The 22,368-nt window shown below is 40.1% G+C and carries 15 protein-coding genes; 3 read left to right on the top strand and 12 right to left on the bottom strand.

Annotation, left to right across the window (positions count from 1 at the left end):
- Positions 1-42: 42 nt before the first annotated feature.
- Together BUA60_RS05415 and BUA60_RS05410 are read right to left on the bottom strand one after the other, a co-directional pair.
- Positions 43-1,554, bottom strand: a complete 1,512-nt coding sequence (locus BUA60_RS05415) for a DUF1501 domain-containing protein (protein WP_072860880.1) — start codon at positions 1,552-1,554, stop codon at positions 43-45.
- Positions 1,555-1,588: 34 nt separating this feature from the next.
- Positions 1,589-4,813, bottom strand: coding sequence for a DUF1553 domain-containing protein (locus tag BUA60_RS05410; protein WP_072860656.1), 3,225 nt, complete (start codon positions 4,811-4,813; stop codon positions 1,589-1,591).
- Positions 4,814-5,028: 215 nt separating this feature from the next.
- On the opposite strand from BUA60_RS05410, the gene BUA60_RS05405 reads away from it, so the two are divergent.
- Entirely contained in the window at positions 5,029-5,898 is an 870-nt protein-coding gene (locus BUA60_RS05405) for a helix-turn-helix domain-containing protein (protein ID WP_072860655.1), read from the top strand.
- A gap of 124 nt (positions 5,899-6,022) precedes the next feature.
- On the opposite strand, the gene BUA60_RS05400 is transcribed toward BUA60_RS05405, so the two are convergent.
- Positions 6,023-6,571 carry a YceI family protein gene (locus BUA60_RS05400; RefSeq protein ID WP_072860654.1) on the bottom strand — a complete coding sequence of 183 codons (549 nt, stop codon included), beginning with the start codon at positions 6,569-6,571 and terminating at the stop codon, positions 6,023-6,025.
- 46 nt (positions 6,572-6,617) lie between these two features.
- Positions 6,618-7,649, bottom strand: a complete 1,032-nt coding sequence (locus BUA60_RS05395) for a formylglycine-generating enzyme family protein (RefSeq protein ID WP_084532482.1) — start codon at positions 7,647-7,649, stop codon at positions 6,618-6,620.
- Positions 7,650-7,809: 160 nt separating this feature from the next.
- On the opposite strand from BUA60_RS05395, the gene BUA60_RS05390 reads away from it, so the two are divergent.
- On the top strand, positions 7,810-10,524 hold the full coding sequence (locus BUA60_RS05390; protein ID WP_072860653.1) for a M16 family metallopeptidase: 2,715 nt from the start codon (positions 7,810-7,812) through the stop codon (positions 10,522-10,524).
- Positions 10,525-10,618: 94 nt separating this feature from the next.
- Here BUA60_RS05390 and BUA60_RS05385 read toward each other — a convergent pair whose 3' ends face one another.
- From BUA60_RS05385 to BUA60_RS05355, 7 genes are all read right to left on the bottom strand, one after another.
- A complete protein-coding gene (locus tag BUA60_RS05385; RefSeq protein WP_072860652.1) occupies positions 10,619-10,801 on the bottom strand; it encodes a CPXCG motif-containing cysteine-rich protein in 183 nt (60 codons plus the stop codon).
- Between the two features lie 80 nt (positions 10,802-10,881).
- Entirely contained in the window at positions 10,882-12,246 is a 1,365-nt protein-coding gene (locus BUA60_RS05380) for a TolC family protein (protein WP_072860651.1), read from the bottom strand.
- Entirely contained in the window at positions 12,247-15,546 is a 3,300-nt protein-coding gene (locus BUA60_RS05375) for an efflux RND transporter permease subunit (RefSeq protein ID WP_072860650.1), read from the bottom strand.
- Complete coding sequence (locus BUA60_RS05370; RefSeq protein WP_072860649.1) at positions 15,546-16,682, bottom strand: efflux RND transporter periplasmic adaptor subunit; 1,137 nt, start codon at positions 16,680-16,682, stop codon at positions 15,546-15,548. Before BUA60_RS05370 ends, BUA60_RS05375 begins: the two co-directional genes overlap by 1 nt.
- Before the next feature lie 156 nt (positions 16,683-16,838).
- The gene (locus BUA60_RS05365) at positions 16,839-17,744 is read right to left on the bottom strand and encodes a leucine-rich repeat domain-containing protein (protein WP_084532510.1); all 906 of its coding nucleotides are present in this window, start codon (positions 17,742-17,744) and stop codon (positions 16,839-16,841) included.
- A gap of 12 nt (positions 17,745-17,756) precedes the next feature.
- On the bottom strand, positions 17,757-18,635 hold the full coding sequence (locus BUA60_RS05360; protein ID WP_072860877.1) for a leucine-rich repeat domain-containing protein: 879 nt from the start codon (positions 18,633-18,635) through the stop codon (positions 17,757-17,759).
- A gap of 166 nt (positions 18,636-18,801) precedes the next feature.
- Positions 18,802-20,718, bottom strand: a complete 1,917-nt coding sequence (locus tag BUA60_RS05355; protein WP_072860648.1) for an ABC-F family ATP-binding cassette domain-containing protein — start codon at positions 20,716-20,718, stop codon at positions 18,802-18,804.
- 65 nt (positions 20,719-20,783) lie between these two features.
- Between BUA60_RS05355 and BUA60_RS05350 the strand changes: the two genes are divergently transcribed.
- Positions 20,784-21,176 (top strand): DUF983 domain-containing protein, encoded by a 393-nt coding sequence (locus tag BUA60_RS05350; RefSeq protein WP_072860647.1) that lies wholly within the window; start codon positions 20,784-20,786, stop codon positions 21,174-21,176.
- On the opposite strand, the gene BUA60_RS05345 is transcribed toward BUA60_RS05350, so the two are convergent.
- On the bottom strand, positions 21,166-22,221 hold the full coding sequence (locus tag BUA60_RS05345) for an NAD(P)/FAD-dependent oxidoreductase (protein ID WP_072860646.1): 1,056 nt from the start codon (positions 22,219-22,221) through the stop codon (positions 21,166-21,168). The two genes, BUA60_RS05350 and BUA60_RS05345, sit on opposite strands and share 11 nt — an antisense overlap.
- Positions 22,222-22,368 lie beyond the last annotated feature (147 nt).

Raw genomic sequence — 22,368 nt, 5'->3', positions numbered from 1 at the left:
CTAATTTTTAAAACTGCTGGCAACATATTTCTTCTTTATGCATTAGACAAGAATATCCTTTACAACATCTCCATGCACATCGGTAAGTCTGTATCTTCGACCTTGATGTTTAAAAGTCAGTCTTTCATGGTCAATTCCAAACAGGTGCAATAAAGTGGCCTGAAAATCGTGGGTATGTACCGGATCTTTGATAATATTATACCCAAAGTCATCGGTTTCGCCATAGGTAAATCCAGGTTTCACCCCTGCCCCTGCCATAAACATGGTAAAGGCCTTAGGATGATGGTCACGACCGTAGTTTGTTTCAGTAAGCTGGCCTTGGGAGTAAACTGTTCGTCCAAACTCTCCACCCCATACCACTAAAGTATCTTCCAGCATGCCACGTTGTTTCAAATCCTTTATCAATGCGGCGGTTCCCTGATCTGTATTTTTACTTTGATATTTTACTCCCCCAGGACAATTGCCATGTTGGTCCCAACCTTGATGGTACAATTGAACAAATTTCACATCCTTTTCCAATAATTTACGGGCCATCAAACAATTTGCCGCATATGTTCCGGGATTTCGACTATCGGGACCATACATATCAAAAATATAGTCGGGCTCGTCCGAAGTATCCGTCACCTCTGGAACAGAAGTCTGCATTCTGTAGGCCATTTCATATTGCGCTATTCTCGCATTAATTTCCGGATCGCCAAAGGCATCATATGCCATTCCATTCAATTTTTTCAAATAATCCAGCATTTGTCTGCGGTCATTGCCGTCATAATTCTCGGGGTCACCCAAATAGAGTACAGGATCCTTTCCTGACCGGAACTGTACCCCCTGATGTTCTGTAGGCAAAAAACCATTGCCCCATAAACGGGAGTACAAGGGTTGCCCTGAACCATTTTTGGAGACCAAGGATATAAAAGTGGGTAAATTATCATTGTCCGATCCCAATCCGTAACTTATCCAAGAACCTATAGATGGCCTTCCCGGTTGTTGACTCCCGGTTTGAAAAAAGGTTATGGCCGGATCATGGTTAATGGCATCGGTATGCATGCCCTTAATAAAACAAAGATCATCCACTACCTCGGACAAATAGGGCATGGCATCACTGACCCAAGCCCTGGATTCCCCGTACTGTTTAAAATTTAAAGTGGATGCGGCAATAGGAAAAGCAGTTTGATCCGCGCTCATCCCCGTGAGGCGCTGCCCAGCCCTTATGGAATCCGGTAAATCCTGACCAAACATATCCTTAAGTTTGGGCTTATAATCGAACAGATCCAATTGTGAGGGACCACCACTTTGAAAAAGGTACACAATACGCTTTGCCTTGGGCAAATGATGTGGCAATCCCAATTTATTTTTAGCGAAGGAATTTAAAGAATCAATGGGACCAGCTACAGGATTAACAGCGCTCCAAAGCTTTTCCGACTGCAATAATGAGCCAAGGGCCATAGCCCCTATACCTAAAGAGGTCTTTTTAAAGAACTCCCTTCTATCCCACTGTTTTTCGATACTCTGAAGGTCCCGATTGTTAGATCTTAATTTATCATGATGATCGCACATAATCTCCTCTTTAATTCTGCTTTTCTTTATCTTATTATCTTTTGGTAATACAGGCGTCTGCATTCATAATAGTGTTGGCCACCACCGCATTGGCAGCTACCAAAGCCTTGTCGTCCCCGTTATCCAATTTAAATTCACCTGTATTCAGCCATCCTTTTGTTCTTTCCAAGTTGGTCGCGAATTTTTTGTATTCATTCTCTTGAAGGTCCACCAGCAATTGCAGTTCATCCTCCTTAATTTTTCGCCCGGTAAGCTGTCTAAAAACATTGGAAATGGCCACTTTTAAATCCCCAGAATCGCTCATACGCTTGCCCAAAACCCTTGATGCCTCAATATAAGTGGGATCATTGAGCAATACCAAAGCCTGTAGCGGGGTGTTGGTTTCCTGTCTTTGAATGGTACAAACATCCCGAGCCGGGGCATCAAAGGTAGCCAAGGTAGGATGTGGTACGGAACGCTTCCAGATGGTGTACATACTCCTTCGGTACAGTTTATCCCCGGTATCCTGCCTATAAGTAGCATTGTTTACCCGCCATAGCCCTTCAGGTTGGTAAGGACTAACACTTTCCCCACCAATAGTTTTGTTTAGCAAACCAGAACTGGCCAAGGCATTATCGCGCAACATCTCCCCGGATAGCCTCTTGGAAGGTCCTCTTGCCAATAGTCTATTATCACTATCCATTTCCATTAATTCCTTACTTACCATTGAAGATTGCTGATAGGTGTGGGACATCACTATCAATTTCTGAAATGCCTTAACATCCCATCCCGAGTCCCTAAATTCCAAGGCCAACCAATCCAATAATTTAGGGTGACTTGGCATTTCTCCCTGATTTCCAAAGTCCTCCGAAGTCTTTACCAGACCAAACCCAAAATAGTGTTGCCAGAACCTGTTCACCGCCACTCTGGCCGTAAGAGGGTGCTCTTTATGAAACAACCATTTGGCAAATCCCAATCGGTTTTTTGGGTAGTCTTCGGGCATGGGCAATATAGCTTTAGGTGTATTGGGAAACACTTCTTCCCCCCTGGCGTTATACACTCCCCGATCCAATATGTAGGACTGCACGGGTTCCGGGGTCTCCTCCATGACCATTACTTCTTTTACTTTTTCCAGACTATCCACATAGCTCTTACGCAATTCCGCCAATTTATGCTGCTCTAGTTTGGTGGCTTGGGAAACCGACTTCAAATAGTGTTCCTGCAATATTTTTTTATCCACGGACCCAAGACTAACTACCTCTTTTTTTAGTAATTCACTTAATTGAGGATCGCTTGCAAGTTGCATCACCTCCAAGGCCGACAAGTCCCTTTCATACACCCTTATCTCATCTACCACAGCTCCTTTTATTCCTTTACCCCTTAATCTTGCCCCCAATTGCAAGCCAGGTTCATTATTGTTTCTAAAAAGAATGTCCTTGTATAGGTTATCAGTTTTTACGGTGGTTTCCATCTCCTTACCATTAACAAACAACCTATATCCTTCAGCCTTGCTGGAGCCATCATAGGTAATGGCAAAATGCACCCATTGGTCCCGTGGAAACGTATTTTTGGCAATCTCTACAATGGCATTGTTGGGTGCTGTATGTGCCATCATAAGTTCCAATTTATTGTCCACTATCTTCAGATGATACCCACGCCAATTGTACAAAATGGCGCCATCGCCTTTGTGGAAAATATTGCCATTCTTGATATTCGCAGGTATGTTTGCCCATAAACCTATACTGAAGGCATCATTTCTTCCAAAAACACCTGTCTTTCTCAAATCCAACCAAGTATCTCCATCAAACAGAACCCCTTTACCCTGTTTTCCCTCGGAAAGATTAATCTTTTGTCCTTCGGTACCTTCCCGCTTCATAGTTCCCCTATGTTTTGGATCGATGACATTTTGCAAACTTTGATCGTTTAAATCGAAGTAGGCCGTTAATCCGTTTGAAGGAACTTTCATCCCAAGGGATTTGTATTGCTTTTCCGACAGCCATTTATCAAAATTGACAGCTACTTCCTCCTGTTCCAATTTTTTGATTTCCCCTTCTGTTTCCTCAATTAAACCTTCCATATAGGAAAGCACCTTTTCTTCCTCTTCCGTGGTCAACATTAAGGTAGGTACTGGGGTGGCATCATTCCAAGAAATCTGTCCCGATTCGTTTACATTATTGAAAAAACTGGTAAGTTCATAGAAATCCCTGTGTGATATGGGATCATATTTATGATCGTGACATCTGGCACAGGCTACGGTTAACCCCATAAACGCTTGTCCAGCTGTACTTACCCGGTCTACCGCATATTCCACCAAAAACTCTTCACTTACAATGCCCCCCTCCATATTTTGTGGATGAACACGGTTGAAAGCTGTGGCCAAAATAGTTTCCCGAGTAGGGTTTTCGATAAGGTCACCCGCCATTTGCCAAGTTATAAATTGCTCATAGGACATATTTTTGTTAAAGGCATCTATAACCCAATCACGCCATGGGGACATATCTCGATATCTATCAACACTATAGCCATGGGTATCTGCAAAACGGGCCAAGTCCATCCAATCCAAGGCCATTTGCTCCCCATAGTGCGGAGAGGACAATAACTTGTCCACTTCCTTTTCGTAGGCCTCGGGTGACGGATCCTTCATAAAAGCATCCATATCCTCCAAGGTTGGAGGCAATCCAGTTAAATCCAGGTACAGCCTTCTCAACAATAATTCCTTGTCCGCTTTTGGGGAAAATTGCAAATTCTCCTGCTCCAAACGTGCCAATACAAAATTATCGATAGGGTTCTTTACAAGTCCGGCCTTATCCATAACTTTTGGCACAGCGTATTCCTTGGGCTCTATAAATGCCCAATGATCTTTATACTCGGCACCTTGCTTTATCCATTTTATCAAGACCGCTTTCTCATAGTCGGAAAGGGAGAGGTGGGAGTCAGGTTCTGGCATTATATAATTGGGATCGTTTGAGATAATCCTATGGAACACCTCACTTTTTTTTAAATTCCCTGGCTTTAAGGCGAACTTTCCAGGGGATTCCTTTAATTCCCTATAGGCAGCTTCCGGGGTATGCAATTGCAGGTCGGCCTTTATTTTTGCCTTATCCGGGCCATGGCATATAAAGCATTTATCCGAAAGAATGGGCTTTACATGCAGATTGAAATCCACTTTCTTAGGTAATTTTTCATATTCAAGAGATACCAATTCAGGTATTTCCGGACCTCCACAAGAAAATAATAATAAAAAACAGACACAAACTGTAAGATTCTTAATAATCACCATACTCGACCTATCTATTTGCTACCTTTTCAAAGATAAAATTTAAGGATTCATAATGTACATCCAAATCAGTTTAAGTATTGTACATTTCCGACATTAACACCTTGCCTTTTTCTCTTCCCAACGTAAATATTCACTAAATTAGCTCTGAATTATTCCCTTAGTAGGATAAAAATCTATTGGTTAGCACTGTACTAAATCCGACAAAAAATTAAGCCATGTCCAAAATACTTCAAACTTTAAAATTGGCATTATTAAACGTAGGGTATGCAAAACTGGACCCACTTTGGGACTATGATGATGTTATTAGCCCATTCATTCGCCTTTATTACATCACCACGGGCAGTGCCATGGTATACCATAGTAATAGAGCCATTGAATTAAAGCCTGGCCACATATATCTAATTCCCAGTTATACTTTTGGACGGTATAAATGCGACGATTACCACGAGCAATATTATATCAGTTGTTTGGAGGAGATAAAAAATGGTTATTCCATATTCAATTTTAGCAACTTTATTTACGAGTCAAAAGCCAATCCTATGGACCTGTATTACTTTAAGCGTATTTTGGAATTAAATCCAAATCGAAATTTGGAAAACAACAATCCAAAGGTATATGACAACAGACCCACACTAATGGATTTTGAAAAGAAGAACGAAGAATTAAGTCCATCGGAATTCTTGGAAACCCATGCCATTTTAGAGATATTGCTTTCAAGGTTTATAAAGAATACCAACACCACATCAGCAAAAAATAATGTAAAAAAGGAATTTGGTATGGTGCTAAACTATATTAATGAAAATCTGCACGAAAATTTAACGGTGAAGCAGTTGGCCGACTTCTGCCATCTAAACACAGATTATTTTTCCAGGGTCTTCAATGAAAATTTTGGCATGCGCCCCAATAAATACATTCAATCCAAACGAATTGAAAGAGCACAATTACTATTGCTTTCCACAAACAACTCCCTAAAGCAAATTGCAGAAAAAGTGGGATTGGAAAACCTATCCTATTTCAACAGGATTTTTAAGAGTCATACCGGAATAACTCCAGGAATTTTTAGGGAAGAGCATTCGCAAAAATAACATTGCACATATATCAACCCATTTCACTATTGAACCTAGGATTGTCACGAAAACAAGAAATATGGAAATAAACAATCAATACAAGTAACAAAACAGCTACTCCAAAACTCTTGAACAGTAGCTCCTATCCTTTGGCATAGACCAAATCGAATTCGACGGTAACATTATCCCCCACTATTATTTGGCCAAACATGGCCGTTGGAGGCTCCATATTATAATCCTGTAACTTTAGCTCCTTGCTTCCCTTAAACTTATATTTCCCTTCAATTTCTTGGAATTCCAATGCTATGTTCACCGCTTTTTCAACACCGGCGATATTCAACAATCCCTTAAGCTGAAAAGTGTTTTCCGATTCAGCAGATTTCTTGATTTCCTGAAATTTAAAGGATACCTCAGGATGCTCCTCTACCTTTAGGGCCGCATGCATTTTTTTGTCCATGGCCGCCCCACGTTCACTTTTAATTTGGGCCACATCCACTTGTAGCAACAAATTCTTTACATTACCAGCCTCCATTTTCATGGACCCCGTCATTGAATTGGCAGCCACAGTCCAATCATGTATGGTGGAACTACCATTGATTTTTAAGACACTTTCTTTGGAAAGCGTATATGATTCTTGGGCGTAACCAGCACAAACTAGGAAGAATAATAGTATGAACAGTGTATTTTTCATCTGCTTAATTTAATGATTAGTCTACAAATATTGTTTTATGTGAATCCTACTCGTCCAACACAATTTGCCAAAACTGCTTTTGCTCCTCTTTTGAGGGCTGAACCTTTGGGCTTACCAATCTGAATCCAATAAAGTTGGAATCTGTATTCCACCAAAAACTTTTTGGAATCTGTGGATCCCTCTTTTGCAATTTCAAGCTGGATGCGATTCTCGCAGACGACCTAAGCGTCTTTGCATCATCGTCCCAAGACCCTCCTTTGATTACCCTGGGATGGATTACGGTAGGTTTTACCCAAGGGTTCTTGGACTCGGTGATGGCCAAGGCATTTTCCTTGTACTCATCCAAGGTCCATTCCGAGACATTTCCGTGCATATCATATAAGCCCCAAGGATTGGGCAGTTTGCTCCCCATCTTGGCATACTGATTATTGGAGTTTTTGTAATACACGGCATATTCATCAATTTTGGAAATATCATCACCAAAAGAATAGGCTGTATTGGTTCCAGCCTTGGCGGCATATTCCCATTCTGCTTCTGTGGGCAATCTGTAAAATCTACCCGTAACCGTACTTAGCCACTTACAGAAAACCAAGGCGGAATAGGCCGACATACTTATTGCAGGATACCCAACCTTTCCCATACCATAGGATGGATCCTCATAAGGTGGGCTGGGTCTAGTAATGGCATCTATGCCGCTTAACTTCTCCGCTTCCAAGCTCTCGAACAAATTCTTGTTCTGCTTAAAGAACAACTCAAAAACCTCCCAACCCAGTTCGTATTTACCCATATAAAAGGCATCTAATTCTACAGTCTTCATTGGGCCTTCATCGGCCTTTCTGTCTACCTGGTCCTCTGGACTCCCCATCATAAAATTTCCTTCGGGTATCAATACCATATCAAAAGAAATATCGGTAGCAGGAATTTTCTCCGTGAAAGTCTCCGTTACCGCCATTTTTTTATCCGGCTCAACCGCAACGGCCTGTCCTGATTTACAGGACTGCAAGGAAATCACTAAATAGCACAGTGAAAGAAAATTGAAAAGGGGTAGAATAAACAATCTGGAGGTATTTCTTAGCATTTGAAAAATTAGTTTGGTTGATGGGCTAAAATATTACAATTTTTTTAAAGAGCCATCACTATGTCATTATATCCCTATAAAACTCAAAATTTCTAAGGTTACAACGCATAAAACACCCTTTAATTTTTGTATTATTGAATATCAAAAAAACTACACTAACATGAGAATAAAAGTCTTATCCCTTATACTACTTTTCCTTTTTTGCAACAGCCTTTCCTATGGGCAATTACAAAAAGTAGCCTCTGTGGAAGGTATAACGGAGTACCAAATGGACAATGGCCTTAAAGTGCTTCTATTTCCCGATAACTCATCACAGACCATTACCGTTAACATTACCTATCTAGTTGGATCCAGACATGAAGGTTACGGGGAAAAAGGCATGGCCCACCTTTTGGAACACATGGTTTTTAAAGGCACTCCCAACCATCCGGATATCCCCAAAGAGCTCAGTGCGCATGGTGCACGACCCAATGGAACTACTTGGTTCGACAGGACCAATTACTTTGAAACCTTTAACGCCACTGACGAAAACTTGGATTGGGCCTTGGACCTGGAAGCAGATCGTATGGTGAATTCCTATATAGCCAAAAAGGATTTGGAATCCGAATTCAGTGTAGTACGGAATGAATTTGAAAGTGGCGAAAACGACCCTTCGCGGGTTCTTATGCAGAACGTTATCAATGCCGGTTTTATGTGGCACAACTATGGCAACAGCACAATTGGAAATAGATCGGACATAGAACGAGTTCCTATTGAGAACCTTCAGGCATTCTATAAAAAATTCTACCGTCCAGACAATGCGATTTTAATGGTTACAGGCAAATTTGAGGAAGCCAAAACATTGGAATTGATCGAAAAAAAGTTTGGTAAAATTGAAAAGCCTGCTACCCCAATACGCGACTCCTATACCGAAGAGCCAGCTCAGGATGGTGAAAAAACAGTTGAGCTCAATCGTGTTGGCGATCTACAGATAGTTTCTGCCATGTACCACACCCCAGCAGGTTCCCACGAGGATTATGCTGCAATTTCCATCATTGAAAACGTTCTTTCCGACGAACCTTCCGGAAGGCTCTACAAAGCTTTAATCGAGGCAAAGAAAGCCTCCTCCATATGGTCTTTCTCACCTTTTACCAAAGAACCCGGATTTTTATATATCAATGTAGATGTACCTTCGGATAAGAATGCGGACGAAGTGGAAAAAATATTAAAGGAAACTTTGGATGCCGTAAAAACCTCCCCTATCACCCAGGAGGAATTGGACCGTGCCAAAGCCAATCTTTTGAAACAAACCGATCAAATCTTTAGAAACTCGTCCTACTTAGGAACCTATATGAGCGAATTTATCGGGGCTGGTGATTGGCGATTGGCCTTTATTCAACGGGATAGAATTGAGAATGCCAGCCTTGAAGATGTCAATGAAGTTGCCAAAAAATACCTCATTACCACCAATAGAACCATAGGCAGGTTCAATCCTACCAAAAAGCCCGAAAGAATAGCAATTGAACATACCCAAAATCTTGAGGCCCTTGTATCAAATTATAAAGGCAAGGAAGACATGGGTACAGGTGAGGCCTTTGATGTTGCCTATGATGCCATTCAATCCAGATTGGACCAAGGCCAACTTTCCAATGGAATTGCATACGGTATCATTAAAAAGAATAACCGCGGCAAAACTGTCAGGCTTAGTTTCAGTATTAGAAATGGAAACGTGGAATCCCTTAAAAATAAAGGAGTTGTCCCATCTTTTACGGCAAGCATGCTAAACAAAGGCACCGATTCCAAGTCTAGGCAACAGATCGAGGACGAATTGAGCAAACTAAAATCCTCGGTATCCTTTAGAGCCAGTAATGGAAATGTTTATGCCAATGTCGTCTCCACCGAAGAAAACCTGATGGCCACATTGGCACTAATGTCGGAAATGCTTAAAACACCTTCATTTGAGGCCTCGGAATTGGAAAAATTAAAAACGGAATACTTGGCTTATTTGGAAAGTAATAAAGCAGAACCTCAATTTTTGGCCTCTAAAAGATTATCCGTAATAAACAATACCTTTCCGAAGGGCCATCCCTTATATGCCATGACCATTGAAGAAGAGGAAGCTGCCATCAAGGCAATCACCATAGAAGACATAAAAAACTTCCACAAGGCTTTTTACGGTTTGGGCAAATCCATTCTAGTAGGTATAGGCGATATGCAGCCGGAACAAGTAAAGACCTATATGGAAAAAGAGTTTGCCAACTTCAAGAGCAAAAATACTTATGCGAGGCTAAAGGATCCCTTTACCGATTCCCCCAAAGTAAATGAAGTTATTCTGACCCCTGACAAGAAGAACGCTATGACTCTTGGGAATCTCAACATTAAAATTAGCCAGGACGATGAAGATTATGCTGCACTAAATATGGCAGCCACCATTCTTGGAGGCGGATTTCTAAATTCGAGGATTGCCGATAGGTTGCGCCAGAAAGACGGTGTTAGTTATGGTGCAGGAGCCGGATTCCAAGCCGATTCCAATGCGGACGACCAAAATTCATCCATGTACCTTTATGCCATATACGCTCCGGAAAACTATGACAAGGTACAAATAGGATTTAAAGAGGAATTGGACCGTTTTATTAAAGATGGTATAACCGAGGAGGAATTAAAGAATGCTGTAAACGGCTGGGTACAGGAGGAAAATGTTTCCCGGGCCAAAGATGCCGAACTGGCCAGTTTAATAAACAACAACATCTATTACAATCGCACCATGGAATTCCAAAAAAACTTGGAAGAAAAGGTAAAGAATCTAACAGTAGGCGATATCAACAATGTTATTCTTAAATACATTAAACCCTATAAGGATTGGACGGTAATCAATGCCGGGGACTACAAGAAATAAGCATAATTTATCATACCTAATTTAAATTAGACAGTTAAAAAAGATCATTTTTAGACTGTCTTTTTTTTAAAGGAATATGGGTTGGCAAATGGTATTATTGACCAATATCCATAGCCTCAAATGCAATTAGTTCCCCGTCATCAAAAACTGGGGTTACCGATATAGGATTACAGCAAACTTCACAGTCTTCCACATAGGTCTGTCGGGAAATGGAGGGATCCAACAGCATGGATATTTCTTCCCAGCAATAAGGACATTGAAAGAAGTGTTCGTACATGGATAATAGTTTAATTACTTAAACTTTCTTGCTATAACCAGAGTTCTGCCCTTTCCTTATTGGAATTGTCCGCAAATCTATTATAATTCTACTGACAACAACTGCCCTGTTAATTGCAACAGCTGCAACTCGGCCAACTTGGCGTCGTATTTTGCCAAATTCTTATTGGTCTGTGCATTGAGCAAGTTTATTTGGGCCTGCCTAAATTCGATGGAGGTGATACGTCCCAATTGAAATTGCTCCTTGGATCGCTCAAAATTATTCTGATTGGTCACTACGTTCTGTTCTTGAATTTGAAATATCTGCAACCTGTTTTCATAGATTCCCAAGGCATTTAAAATATCCCTGTCCACTTCCATTATTACTTGTTCCTTGAATATTTCCTGATTTTCATAGGCTATTTTGGCGTTTTTTACCCTTACGGTTGTACCGCCACCATCGAACAAATTCCAAGAAAGGCTGGCGCCCAATGCAAAATTTAAACTGTTCCTATTGCTCCCAGGTATAATTTGTCCAGGAAGAAATGAGGTTGCTGCGCTTTGGTTCAAATTCCACCCGTAACTACCGCTCAACCCTACGGTAGGTAGGTATCCCGATCTGTTCACCTTAATATCATACTCGTTAATAGCCATATTGCGCTCTGTCTGAAGTATGGCCACATTGTTCTCTTTAGACTGTGCAATATAATCCTCCAACTGTAATTTTGGAATAAAACTCACTAGGGTATCCACTACAAATGTCTCATTGAGATTTTGATTGAGCACCACATTCAAATCCCGTTTAGCATTGGCCAAGTTCTGCTGAACGTTCATTAAACTAATACTATCATTGGTTACATCTACTTGGGCATTAAGGATGTCCAATTTAGTGTTCTGGCCGTATTCAAACGAGTATTCCGCTCTTTTGATCCGCTCTTTGGAAATCTCCAAGGCCTGTCTTAAAACATTCTCGTTTTCGGTGAGCCTAGCAATTTCATAATACACGCTAAATAATTGGAGAATAGTATTTTCTATGGTTTCCCTTGCTTGTAGTTCTGATAATTGATATTGCTCCTTTAATCGCTTAAAATTATAGAGTCTGCCCATTCCATCGAACAAGGTATAGTTTAAGCTTAGAGCGGCATTATAGGATTGTGATTCAGCATCATTGATCTCCAAATCTGGCCTGGGGCTCCCATTGGATTCAAATTGGCCCGGATACTCCGTATTGCTGTTTAATTCATTATAGGTAGCACCAGCTGTACCCGTAAGGGTGGGCAAGTAGCCAGAGTTTAGGATACCCGCATTATTATCCGCTATGGCCACCTGATTTTTGGCCACCTTAATTCCAAAATTGTTTTCCAATGCCAATGACACAGCAGCATCTTTGGACAATAATCTCTCCTGAGCACTTACAACTCCGCAAAAACCAATTAGCAGGCCTGCAATTATATATTTATATCCCATTTACTTATTGTCTTCCAATTCGTTAGATATTACGGCTTCATCCTCTAACGTAGTTGATATTACCGGAGAATGACCATTCTGCTCATGTTTTTCAAAATTTTGCATATGACTTTCTTCCATTTGTTCCTTTATTGCCCGTTCCACCTCTTCTTTGGTCACTTTTTTACCGGTGATCAACCATTTGGAACCCACTTTTATTTTATTGCTAAAAGCAAGGAATAAGGGCAACATCAATAAGGTCAATACGGTTGCATATCCAATTCCATAAGCAATGGATATGGCCATTGGTTTTAAAAATTGTGCTTGTCGACTTTTTTCCAAAAGCAATGGCGCCAAACCGGCAATGGTCGTAATAGAAGTCAGAAATATAGCCCTAAACCTAGATTTACCAGCTTCATAAATAGCATCGTCAAACTTCATTCCTTCCCTAAGATTACCATTGAATTTACCAATAAGCACTAAGCCGTCGTTTACCATAATACCTATCAAGGCAATAATTCCCAACATGGACAATACGTTGATAGGAAAATCATGAATCCAGTGTCCCCAGGCTACAGCGGTGATACTAAAAGGAACTAAAATAATCAACATTAGCGGCTGACTAAAACTCCTAAAAGTAAAGGCTATGGTAATATAGATCAACAACAAAACGGAAAGACCCACAAATTTTAAAGATCCGAAAAGCTTAGCGGTCTCCCTGTTCTGCCCTTCATAGGACGCCGTTACGGTAGGATATCTGGAATGGATATCCGGCATTATAACTGTCCTTATTTCGTTCATAATATCGGTAGCACTAGTAGTCTTATCATCCTTAATATCTGCCGAAACCTGAATTTCTCGCTGACCCTCCAAATGATTAATGGCAACATCTCCCCGAACTATAACATAACTTGCAATCTCCTTTAGGGGCACCTTACTGCCACTAGGAGTGCTTATCCTCATATCGTCCAGATCGTTGATGGAAGATCGGTCAGAGCGGTCATAACGCACCCAAACCCTAATTTCATCCTGCCCCCGTTGAAAGCGTTGTGCCTGGGCCCCAAAAAATCCGGACCTTACCTGATTCATAACACTTCTCAGGTCCAACCCCATTAAATAGGCATTTTCCTTCAGTTCCAGCCTTATTTCCTTTATTCCTGCCGGATCATTGTCCGCTACATCCTTCAAAAGGGCGTTATTCTCCAAAATAGCCTTAAGCTCTTTTTTTGCCTCTTTTAACTCTACTATATTGTTTCCCAAAAGCGAAACCGAAACGGGGCTTCCCCCAAAATTACCACCTGAACCATAAATAAGGCTTTCGACCCCAATAACCGGACCCACCAGTTCCTGTAATCTATTGGTAATCAAATCCGATCGTATTGCGTCTGGTCTTTCTTCTCCTGGCAAGAGATTGATATCCAATGAGGCCGTTGAGGAACCGGGACCCACTTTCCTTATCATGTTTTCAAAAAGCTTTTTACCAGTACCCTTTAAGTACTTTTCCGTTAGCTCCTGGTCCACAATTTTGGCCTTTTCCTCAATTAAACTGATAATGGAATCGGTTACCCTTTCATGTGTCCCATTCGGCATAAGCAAGTCTACGGATACACGATCACTTGCCACCCGTGGAAAAAACGAAGTTCTGATAATGCCGCCCCCAATAGAACCGAAACTCAGAAACAATAACATTACGAATATTGAAAACATCAATATTTTATAGCGGAGGGAAAAACGCAGAATAGGGCCATATAATTTATCCCGCATCCATACCATAAAACTATCGCCCCATTCATTGATGACCCTTAATTTGGCAAACACCTTGGCCAATCCCTTTTTTGGCTTGTTATCCAATGGCTGTAAGGCTTTGGAATGGGCCAAATGCGCAGGTAAAATAATCAAGGCCTCCACCAAGGACACCACTAAGGTTAGAATTACAATTACCGAAACCTCCCCAAAAAACTCACCGATCCTACTATCCAAAAATAGGAATATGGAAAATGCCAATATGGTAGTAATGATAGCGGAAATAATTGGAGGAAGTACCTCCATAACACCATCTACCGCAGCCTGTATTGGGGGTTTCCCCTTTTCGTAGTTCTGATAAATGTTTTCGGCTATTACAATACCATCATCCACCAAAATACCAATAACGATTATCATTCCAAAAAGGGACAAAACATTTATGGTTACATCAAAGAAACCTGCAAACACAAACATTCCCAAAAATGCAACAGGCAGGCCAAAGGCCACCCAAAACGCCAATCTGGTATTAAGGAAAAGCGAAAGAAAAATGAGCACCAAAATCATACCCATTATGGCATTTTCGGTCAACAATTGCGTACGCTGTGTGAGTGTTACGGACTGATCACTTATGACACTCAACTTTACATTGTTATGTTTTTGATTATACTCTTCTATATATTCCTTTACCTTGTCTGATGATGTTATTAAATCTTCCGTATTGGTACTCGTAATAGCAATATTTACCGCTAGATTTCCATTAAAATAAGTGGCATTGGGCGTTTCCGAAAACCGATCCCTAATAACTGCCACATCCTTTAGGCGCACTGTTTGCCCCGAAGCATTGGCCCTTACAATTACATTGGATAATTCATTTCCGTAATAGGACCTATTGTTGGCCCTGATCAGAAATTCCTCTGCACTGGTCTTAATATTACCCCCGGTAACCAAAATATTGGCGTTGGAGACCGCTTGGGCCACCTCATCAAATGACACATTATAAGCCAAAAGGCTATTTTCGTTTACGGCAATCTCTATTTCCTCTTCAGGATAACCGGTAATCGTTATTTGGGATATGCCCTCCATGGCCCTGATATCGTTCTCCACTTGCCTGCCTATCTGCTTTAAAGCTGACAAGCTTATATTTTCACCACTAATGGCAAAACTTATGGTTTCCCTCACCGTTTCCAGTTTGGAGACTACCAAAGGCTCCATACCCGTTGGAAACGAAGGCACCCTGTCTACGGCATTTTTAACTTCCAACAACATAAAATCGATATCCCTGCCCTTCTCTATCTCTACATTTATTGTACCGCTGTTTTCCCTTGAAGTGGAAGTAACCCTATCCACACCCTCCAAACCTTTAAGATTATCTTCTATCTTAAGTACTATACCTTCCTCCACTTCTTGTGGGGAAGCGCCCGGGTAGGTTACCTTTATACTAATGTTTTTGGAATCTGTAAGTGGAAAATATGAGGATTTCAATGATAATGCCCCAACAATACCAAAAATAAGGAATGCCACAATGATGACATTTACCGCCACATGGTACTTTATAAAATAGGCTATAATATTCCTCATTATTCCTTAGTGTTGGTTACTTGGTCGTTAAATACTTTTACCAACATTCCAGCATAGGCTCCCATTACCGGTTTGGATAGTATGGTAATCCCATCTGGCACATCTTTTAATACCACGCTGTTATCCGAAAAATAAACAGGTTTCACAGGAATCAAATCCAAAACGGAATCCCTGACGACAAATATTTGTTCGGTTTCCAACAGTAAACTTCTATTTATTTCAATAGCATTCGGCTCTTCCTTCGCTTTAAGATGGGCCTCTAGGTACATCCCTTCCCTTAGGTCCGGATCCTTTACCTCTATAAAAGCCGTAATGGTCTGGGAAGCCAAATCCACACGTCCATTTATCCTAGTTACTTTTCCTTGGTAAGTTTTGTTCCTATCAATACTTTTTAACTCCACCACTTCACCAACATTCAGTAGATCACTGTAGGTCTTGCTAATGGCAACCTCCAGCTCATAATCATTGGTATTGATAAATTCGCCCAATTTTTGACCAGATCTGACCAAGGTTCCCTCCGTGACCAATGCTTCGGTCAATACCCCATTAAAAGGGGCCGCAATTGTATATTTGGCCAATCGCTGCTCCAAATTTTTGATGGTATAGTAATTGGTCAAAATTCCTCGCCCGGAAATAAAATATTTTTCCTTGTCCGATGTCATTTCGGGAAGGGGAGGAATACTTTTATTGATATCAAAATTGGCCAAAAAAGTTTGCCATTTATTAAATACCTCCGGATAGTCCAATCGAAGATCCGGCATAATGGAAGTAATTAAATTGTATAAATTACTTTTGGAAGATTGAACATTGGCATAATATTCGGCAGCGTCTATTCTTATGAGTATTTCTCCTGCCTTGTATTCCTGTCCAGGTTTAAATAATTTGTTTCCGGATTTAAATACACCTTGTACTTCGGAAAAGAGCTCTACCCTTCTTTTGGCAACGAGATTTCCGTTTGCCGGAACAATTATTGGAACATTACCATTCTTGACCGTCTCTACAACTACCGTTTTTACCACTTTTTCTGGTCGTGGTTTTGGAGTGGTCTTACTATTGATAATATATTTTGCACCAAAAAAGGAGCCTATTATTAGGAGGCCCCCAATAATAGATAATGCAATTTTTCTCGAGTTCATAAAGGGTCTATAAGTTGGTTTGACTGCAAAACTATCTATTAGTTTAAGGGATTCTTGTTAAATGTATCTTAAAGTTCCGAAATAAGGTAATAATCAAAAAAAAAGGAATACATATTGTATTCCTTCTAACCAAACCAACTTATTTTTAAGTAATTACTACTCCTCCATTTCATCCTCAAACTTCGTATCTGCCATTCTTGTTTTAATGACATCGAAATCCTTATATTTATTTTCTTTCTCTACTTCCTTCTTATCATAATCAAAAACTAGGAATTGACCTGAATTCATGCTTTCCATATTGTCAAAAGAGAAAATATTGTTATTCTGAATTTGAAGCACTTTAAGGCTTGCCAATTGTCCAAACTCTTTAGGAATTTCACCGCCAAGTTCATTGTTCGCCAGCACCAACTCCTTCAATTCACCCAACTTCCCCAATTCGCCGGGAATGGAACCGTATAATTTATTTTCAAAAAGTCCCAGACTTTCCAATTTTGAAAGCTCTCCCAATGAATTTGGTATGCGCCCAGTAAGATTATTACTGGATAGATTAAGCTCCTTTAAGGTTTGAATATTTCCAAGGCTTTCAGGTATTCTTCCTGACAGGAAGTTATTAAAGGCAGAAAGCCTTACCAAGGATTTCATACTCCCAATTTCCGAAGGTATTTCACCTTCCAATCTATTCATCTCCAGTTTCAACACCTCCAATTTACTTAATTGGGCTATACTTTTTGGAATTTCCCCACTAATGATATTAAAGGCAAGGTTGAGATTTACCAAGTGTTTTAAATCCCCTATGCTTTCAGGCAGATTACCTTCCAAGTTATTTCTAAAAAGGTTGATTTCCACGACATGCCCGTTCTGGACCGTTACCCCAAACCAAGTATCTACAGGGGCGTTAACATCCCATGTGGTATTCCATTTTTGACCATTAGTACTCTTGTAAAGTTCCAATAGTACGTTTTTTTCACTTTTAGGAACCATGGCATTCACCGCTGTGGTAAACACCAAACAAAATACGATTACCCCCAATAAGCAAACTCTATGTAATTTTTGTTGTATCATGTTCATATGCATTTAGTTAAAACTATCCTCAAATCTGGTATCGGCCGTTCTAACGTCTTTATTACTATTTATTTTTTCTATATCAAAATTTCTGTGATTACTTCCATCATAATCAAAAAGGGCAAAATTCCCTATACCTTCATCGTTGCCAAAATCACTTTTACCAAATCTATTATTTTGAAGTTGTACCAATTTTAGGTTAGGAAGGCTCAAGATATCCTCCGGAAATTCTCCCTTAAATTGGTTTTCCGCCAAAACGAGCATTTTAAGGTTAGTCAGGTTTTCCAGACTGTCCGGGACTACCCCGCCAAAATTATTATCGCCCAACTCCAAACGCTCCAAATATTTTAAGTTCCCAAAAGTCAAAGGAATGGAGCCACTTAAGCCGTTATGGGAAAGCAATATGACCCTTAAGTTTTTAATCCCACCTAAGCTTTGGGGCAGTTCCCCTGAAAGGTCGTTATGGAAAAGGTCCAATACAAGAAGCTTTTCCAGATCCCCAATATTCTGAGGAATTGTCCCTGTTAACTTATTTTTACCCAACCTTAGCACAACCATTTTTTTTAATTCGGTTATGCTTTCCGGAATTTTCCCTCCAATATTATTTAAGGCGAGATTCAATACTTTTAAATTCTTTAGTTCGCCTATAGTATTTGGTACGCTTCCCCTAAGATTGTTGTTCATTAAACTAATGGAAACCACCTTATTGTTCTCAAGGGTAACACCCTCCCAAGTGGAAACCGGGGTGTTTAAATCCCATTTTTTTATCCAGTTATCGCCCTCAGCACTGTTATAGAGGTCTATAAGTACATTTTTTTCCAGATCAGAAACCTGTCCGGATAAAAATTGTCCCGATAAAACCATGAATAGCATAAATATGCTTTTTCTCATATATTTCACTTTTACCCTGCTTAAGGAATAAGAATTACCCTACAAAATAAGATTATTGTACGATAAACAGCAAAAATATTCGACGAAATAAGCCTTAAAGCCCCATATTTGTTGTGAAAGTGCAAAAAGATGTGGTGAAAGAATTTCAACCTCTTGGATTTTTCTCCTACAAAGAGAATTCTTCAAGTTCCAAAGTGATATTTTCCCAAGTTTTAATTAAGCTTTCGAGGTTCTTTTTTTTCTTTTGATAAGCGTCGAAAAAATTGGCCTTAGCGATTGTGGCATCATAGTTCATAAGTAGATCATGATCAATAGCAGCTATCTCCTTTTCTAAGCGGGCAATATCACTTTCCGTTGAACTGAGCCTATTTTTTAAGGATTTTATCTTTTTTTGATCTTCAAAATCAATGTGCTTCTCTTGGGGCTTTTCCTTTTTTTGGACAACTGTTTGCTTCTTTTCTATTGCACGGAAATCCTCAACCTTCCTCTGTTCCAAATAAAAATCGATATCACCCAGATACTCTTTAATACTACCATCCTTGAATTCATATACCTTGTTGGTAAGTCCCTGTAAAAAATCCCTATCGTGACTCACCAATATCAAGGTTCCATCAAAATTTTGAAGTGCCTGTTTTAGCACATTCTTGGATTTAATGTCCAAGTGGTTGGTAGGCTCATCCATAACCAGCACATTAAAAGGCTGAAGCAACATCTTGGCAAGGGCCAATCTGTTACGCTCACCTCCAGATAGCACTTTTACATATTTCTCCACCTCATCGCCCCTAAATAAAAAAGACCCCAATATATCCCTGACCTTACTTCTATTCTTTTCATTGGCCGCATCTATCATGGTATCCAAAATAGTCTTTTCGCCATCCAAATATTCTGCCTGATTCTGCGCGAAATAACCAATCTGAACATTATGCCCCAATTTTAAATGGCCCTTATGATCCAATTCCCCTACCAATATTTTTGCCAGCGTGGATTTCCCTTGCCCATTTTGCCCTACAAAGGCCGTCTTGGAGTCCCGTTCTATTAAAAGGTCTATATTCTTCAGTACATGGTTATCCCCATAACTTTTGGATAAACCTTCTATTTCCGTTACAACTTTACCAGGGGTTACGGAAATTTGAAATCTTAGGTTCATCACGCTATTGTCATCCTCATCAACCTCTATCCGCTCCATTTTATCGAGCTTCTTGATCAGGGACTGTGCCATGGAAGCCTTAGTGGATTTGGCCCTAAACTTTTCAATCAATCTTTCGGCCTGCTGTATTTCCTTCTCTTGGTTTTTCTGTGCATTTAACTGCTGTTGCTTTATTTCGTTTCGAAGTACCAAGTATTTGGAATAGGGTTTGTTGTAGTCATATATCCTTCCCAAGGAAATTTCAATGGTCCTATTGGTAACATTATCCAAGAACATTTTATCGTGGGAGACTATCATTACTCCCCCTGCATAATTCTTCAGGAAATTCTCCAACCAAATTATTGATTCGATATCCAAGTGGTTTGTTGGCTCATCCAATAAGAGCACGTCATTGCTTTGCAACAAGAGCTTTGCCAATTCTATACGCATACGCCACCCACCGGAAAAGGTTTCCGTTTTACGATCAAAATCGTCGCGTTTAAAACCTAGACCCAACAATACCTTCTCAGTTTCGCCCTGATAATTATAACCTCCCAATATTTCATAATGATGGGTTACATCGTTCAAGTCTATAATCAACTGATTATAGGACTCACTTTCATAATCGGTACGTTCCGCGAGCTGGTGGTTAATTTCGTCCAACCTTAGTTCCAAAGCCTTTATTTCCTCGAAGGCCTGATGTGCCTCTTCCTGAACCGTCCTACCAAGGTCAAAATCGATATCCTGCCGTAAGAATCCCATTTTAATATCTTTATCAGAGGCTATAGTTCCCGAATCTATGGGCATATCCTTAGATAAAATTTTCAAAAGCGTAGATTTACCCGCTCCGTTCTTTCCAATAAGACCAACTCGATCCCCGGAATTTAAACGGAAAGATATTTCTTCAAATAGATATTCTCCTCCAAAAGAAACGGAGAGATTGTGGATATTAAGCATATTTGGTGACTAATGTTACACTAATTAATGCTACAAAAATGTAATTTTGTAGAAACTTTTTGCAAATGTTAAAAAAAGGAAACAAACTCTACAGCATTTTAACAGGAACTTGTCCTAAATGTCACGAAGAGAGTATGTATCAGGACCAAAACCCATATCATCTGGGCAATATCTTCAAAATGAACGAGCGCTGCTCGCATTGCGGAACCAAATATAAAATAGAACCCTCTTTTTTCTACGGGGCTATGTATGTTAGTTATGGTGTAGGCGTGGCCTTTGCCGTGGCCGCATTTGTGATCGCCTTTTTGTTTTTCAGCGCCACCTTGATAAATACCTTTATTGCCATCATAGTTACATTGATATTATTTATGCCTTTTATTATTAGGGTCTCACGTAACATATGGATCAATTTCTTTATAAAATACGACCCAAAGGCTACCACTAAGATCAGTTCCTAAAATGCTTTTTCGTAAACCGGGATAGGTCCATTTCGGGTGCCACGGCCTCTTTATTTTCTATTAAGGCATAAAGTTGCATGGACGCCATAGGGGCTATCATGACCCCTCGGGAACCCAAACCATTGAGCAAATACATGTTTTCATGTTCGGGGTGTCTGCCTACAAGCGGCTTCCTGTCACTCACCGTTGGTCTAATCCCTGCCACATGGTCTACAACTTCATAGGGACATTTTAAAAATGTGTTCAACTTTTGCAAAAGCTCCTGTTTGCATTCTTCCGTAGGAGTATTGCTTTTATCTTTCCATTTATAGGTAGCTCCCACCCTATACATATCCTTGCCCAAGGGAATTATAAAAACAGACGATTTTATAACCCTCTCCTCCTTTAAAGCAGGTGCATTGATGGTCAACAATTCTCCTTTGGTACCGTTGAGCGGCAGATAATTGAAATAGGGGTTGTTTTTAATCCCAAATCCAGTTGCAAATACTATGTTTTTGGCCTTAAAGCCACCGTATTCCACAAATCCATCCCGTAGCTTTAGGGCTTCAAAATCAAAAGTTTCCCGGAGCAATAAATCTTTATCGCCCAAATACTTCCCATAGTGCAATAATAAAACAGCAGTATCTATCCTTCCTGTATGCAATACTTCCCCATAGCCAAAGGGCGCTTCAATGTTAGGATTATGATTGGAATGTATTTTTGGTGCCACAAAATGGCCCAGATTTGGTTTGTCAGAAGCCTCAAACCAAAGATTCTGTTCATTTATGCTGGCAAAACGCCTTAGGATAGGAATCTTATAATCCAATTGGATATCCAATTTCCTTTCCAATTCGGAATAAAAGGGAATGGCCAGGTCTAACTGTTCTTTGGCATTCCAGGCCAATGTAAAACGTTTAAGTGTAACCGGATTGTACAGTCCGCCCGCTACTACGGAAGAGGTTTGGGAATCATCACTGATTACTTTAAACGATTTCTTATTTCTCTCCAATACCTCACAAAAAGAAATACCGGCCAAGCCCAGACCTACAATTAGATAATCTACCATAGAGCAAAAGTAGAGAAGGAAATGCAAATCTTCATCAAATTAAAATATTAATAAGCTTGCTTTTAAGAAAAGGACCATCCTTCCCTATTCAAGCTTACAAAGGCAAATACAATTAGGTTAAAAAAGTAGCGCCACATCTAAAGATGT

Origin of the sequence: Arenibacter palladensis, from assembly GCF_900129275.1 — a bacterium.
In the GTDB taxonomy this organism is placed as follows: Bacteria; Bacteroidota; Bacteroidia; order Flavobacteriales; family Flavobacteriaceae; genus Arenibacter; species Arenibacter palladensis.
The sequence above is the reverse complement of the archived record's forward strand: the minus strand, read 5'-3'. Positions and strand labels throughout refer to the sequence as shown.

Excerpts from the sequence above, each read along its gene's own strand:
- BUA60_RS05415 (WP_072860880.1), bottom strand. The coding sequence starts at position 1,554 with ATGTGCGATCATCATGATAAATTAAGATCTAACAATCGGGACCTTCAG.
- BUA60_RS05390 (WP_072860653.1), top strand. The coding sequence starts at position 7,810 with ATGAGAATAAAAGTCTTATCCCTTATACTACTTTTCCTTTTTTGCAAC.
- BUA60_RS05395 (WP_084532482.1), bottom strand. The coding sequence starts at position 7,649 with ATGCTAAGAAATACCTCCAGATTGTTTATTCTACCCCTTTTCAATTTT.
- BUA60_RS05365 (WP_084532510.1), bottom strand. The coding sequence starts at position 17,744 with ATGATACAACAAAAATTACATAGAGTTTGCTTATTGGGGGTAATCGTA.
- BUA60_RS05350 (WP_072860647.1), top strand. The coding sequence starts at position 20,784 with ATGTTAAAAAAAGGAAACAAACTCTACAGCATTTTAACAGGAACTTGT.
- BUA60_RS05380 (WP_072860651.1), bottom strand. The coding sequence starts at position 12,246 with ATGGGATATAAATATATAATTGCAGGCCTGCTAATTGGTTTTTGCGGA.
- BUA60_RS05370 (WP_072860649.1), bottom strand. The coding sequence starts at position 16,682 with ATGAACTCGAGAAAAATTGCATTATCTATTATTGGGGGCCTCCTAATA.
- BUA60_RS05355 (WP_072860648.1), bottom strand. The coding sequence starts at position 20,718 with ATGCTTAATATCCACAATCTCTCCGTTTCTTTTGGAGGAGAATATCTA.
- BUA60_RS05410 (WP_072860656.1), bottom strand. The coding sequence starts at position 4,813 with ATGGTGATTATTAAGAATCTTACAGTTTGTGTCTGTTTTTTATTATTA.
- BUA60_RS05375 (WP_072860650.1), bottom strand. The coding sequence starts at position 15,546 with ATGAGGAATATTATAGCCTATTTTATAAAGTACCATGTGGCGGTAAAT.
- BUA60_RS05405 (WP_072860655.1), top strand. The coding sequence starts at position 5,029 with ATGTCCAAAATACTTCAAACTTTAAAATTGGCATTATTAAACGTAGGG.
- BUA60_RS05345 (WP_072860646.1), bottom strand. The coding sequence starts at position 22,221 with ATGGTAGATTATCTAATTGTAGGTCTGGGCTTGGCCGGTATTTCTTTT.
- BUA60_RS05360 (WP_072860877.1), bottom strand. The coding sequence starts at position 18,635 with ATGAGAAAAAGCATATTTATGCTATTCATGGTTTTATCGGGACAATTT.
- BUA60_RS05400 (WP_072860654.1), bottom strand. The coding sequence starts at position 6,571 with ATGAAAAATACACTGTTCATACTATTATTCTTCCTAGTTTGTGCTGGT.
- BUA60_RS05385 (WP_072860652.1), bottom strand. The coding sequence starts at position 10,801 with ATGTACGAACACTTCTTTCAATGTCCTTATTGCTGGGAAGAAATATCC.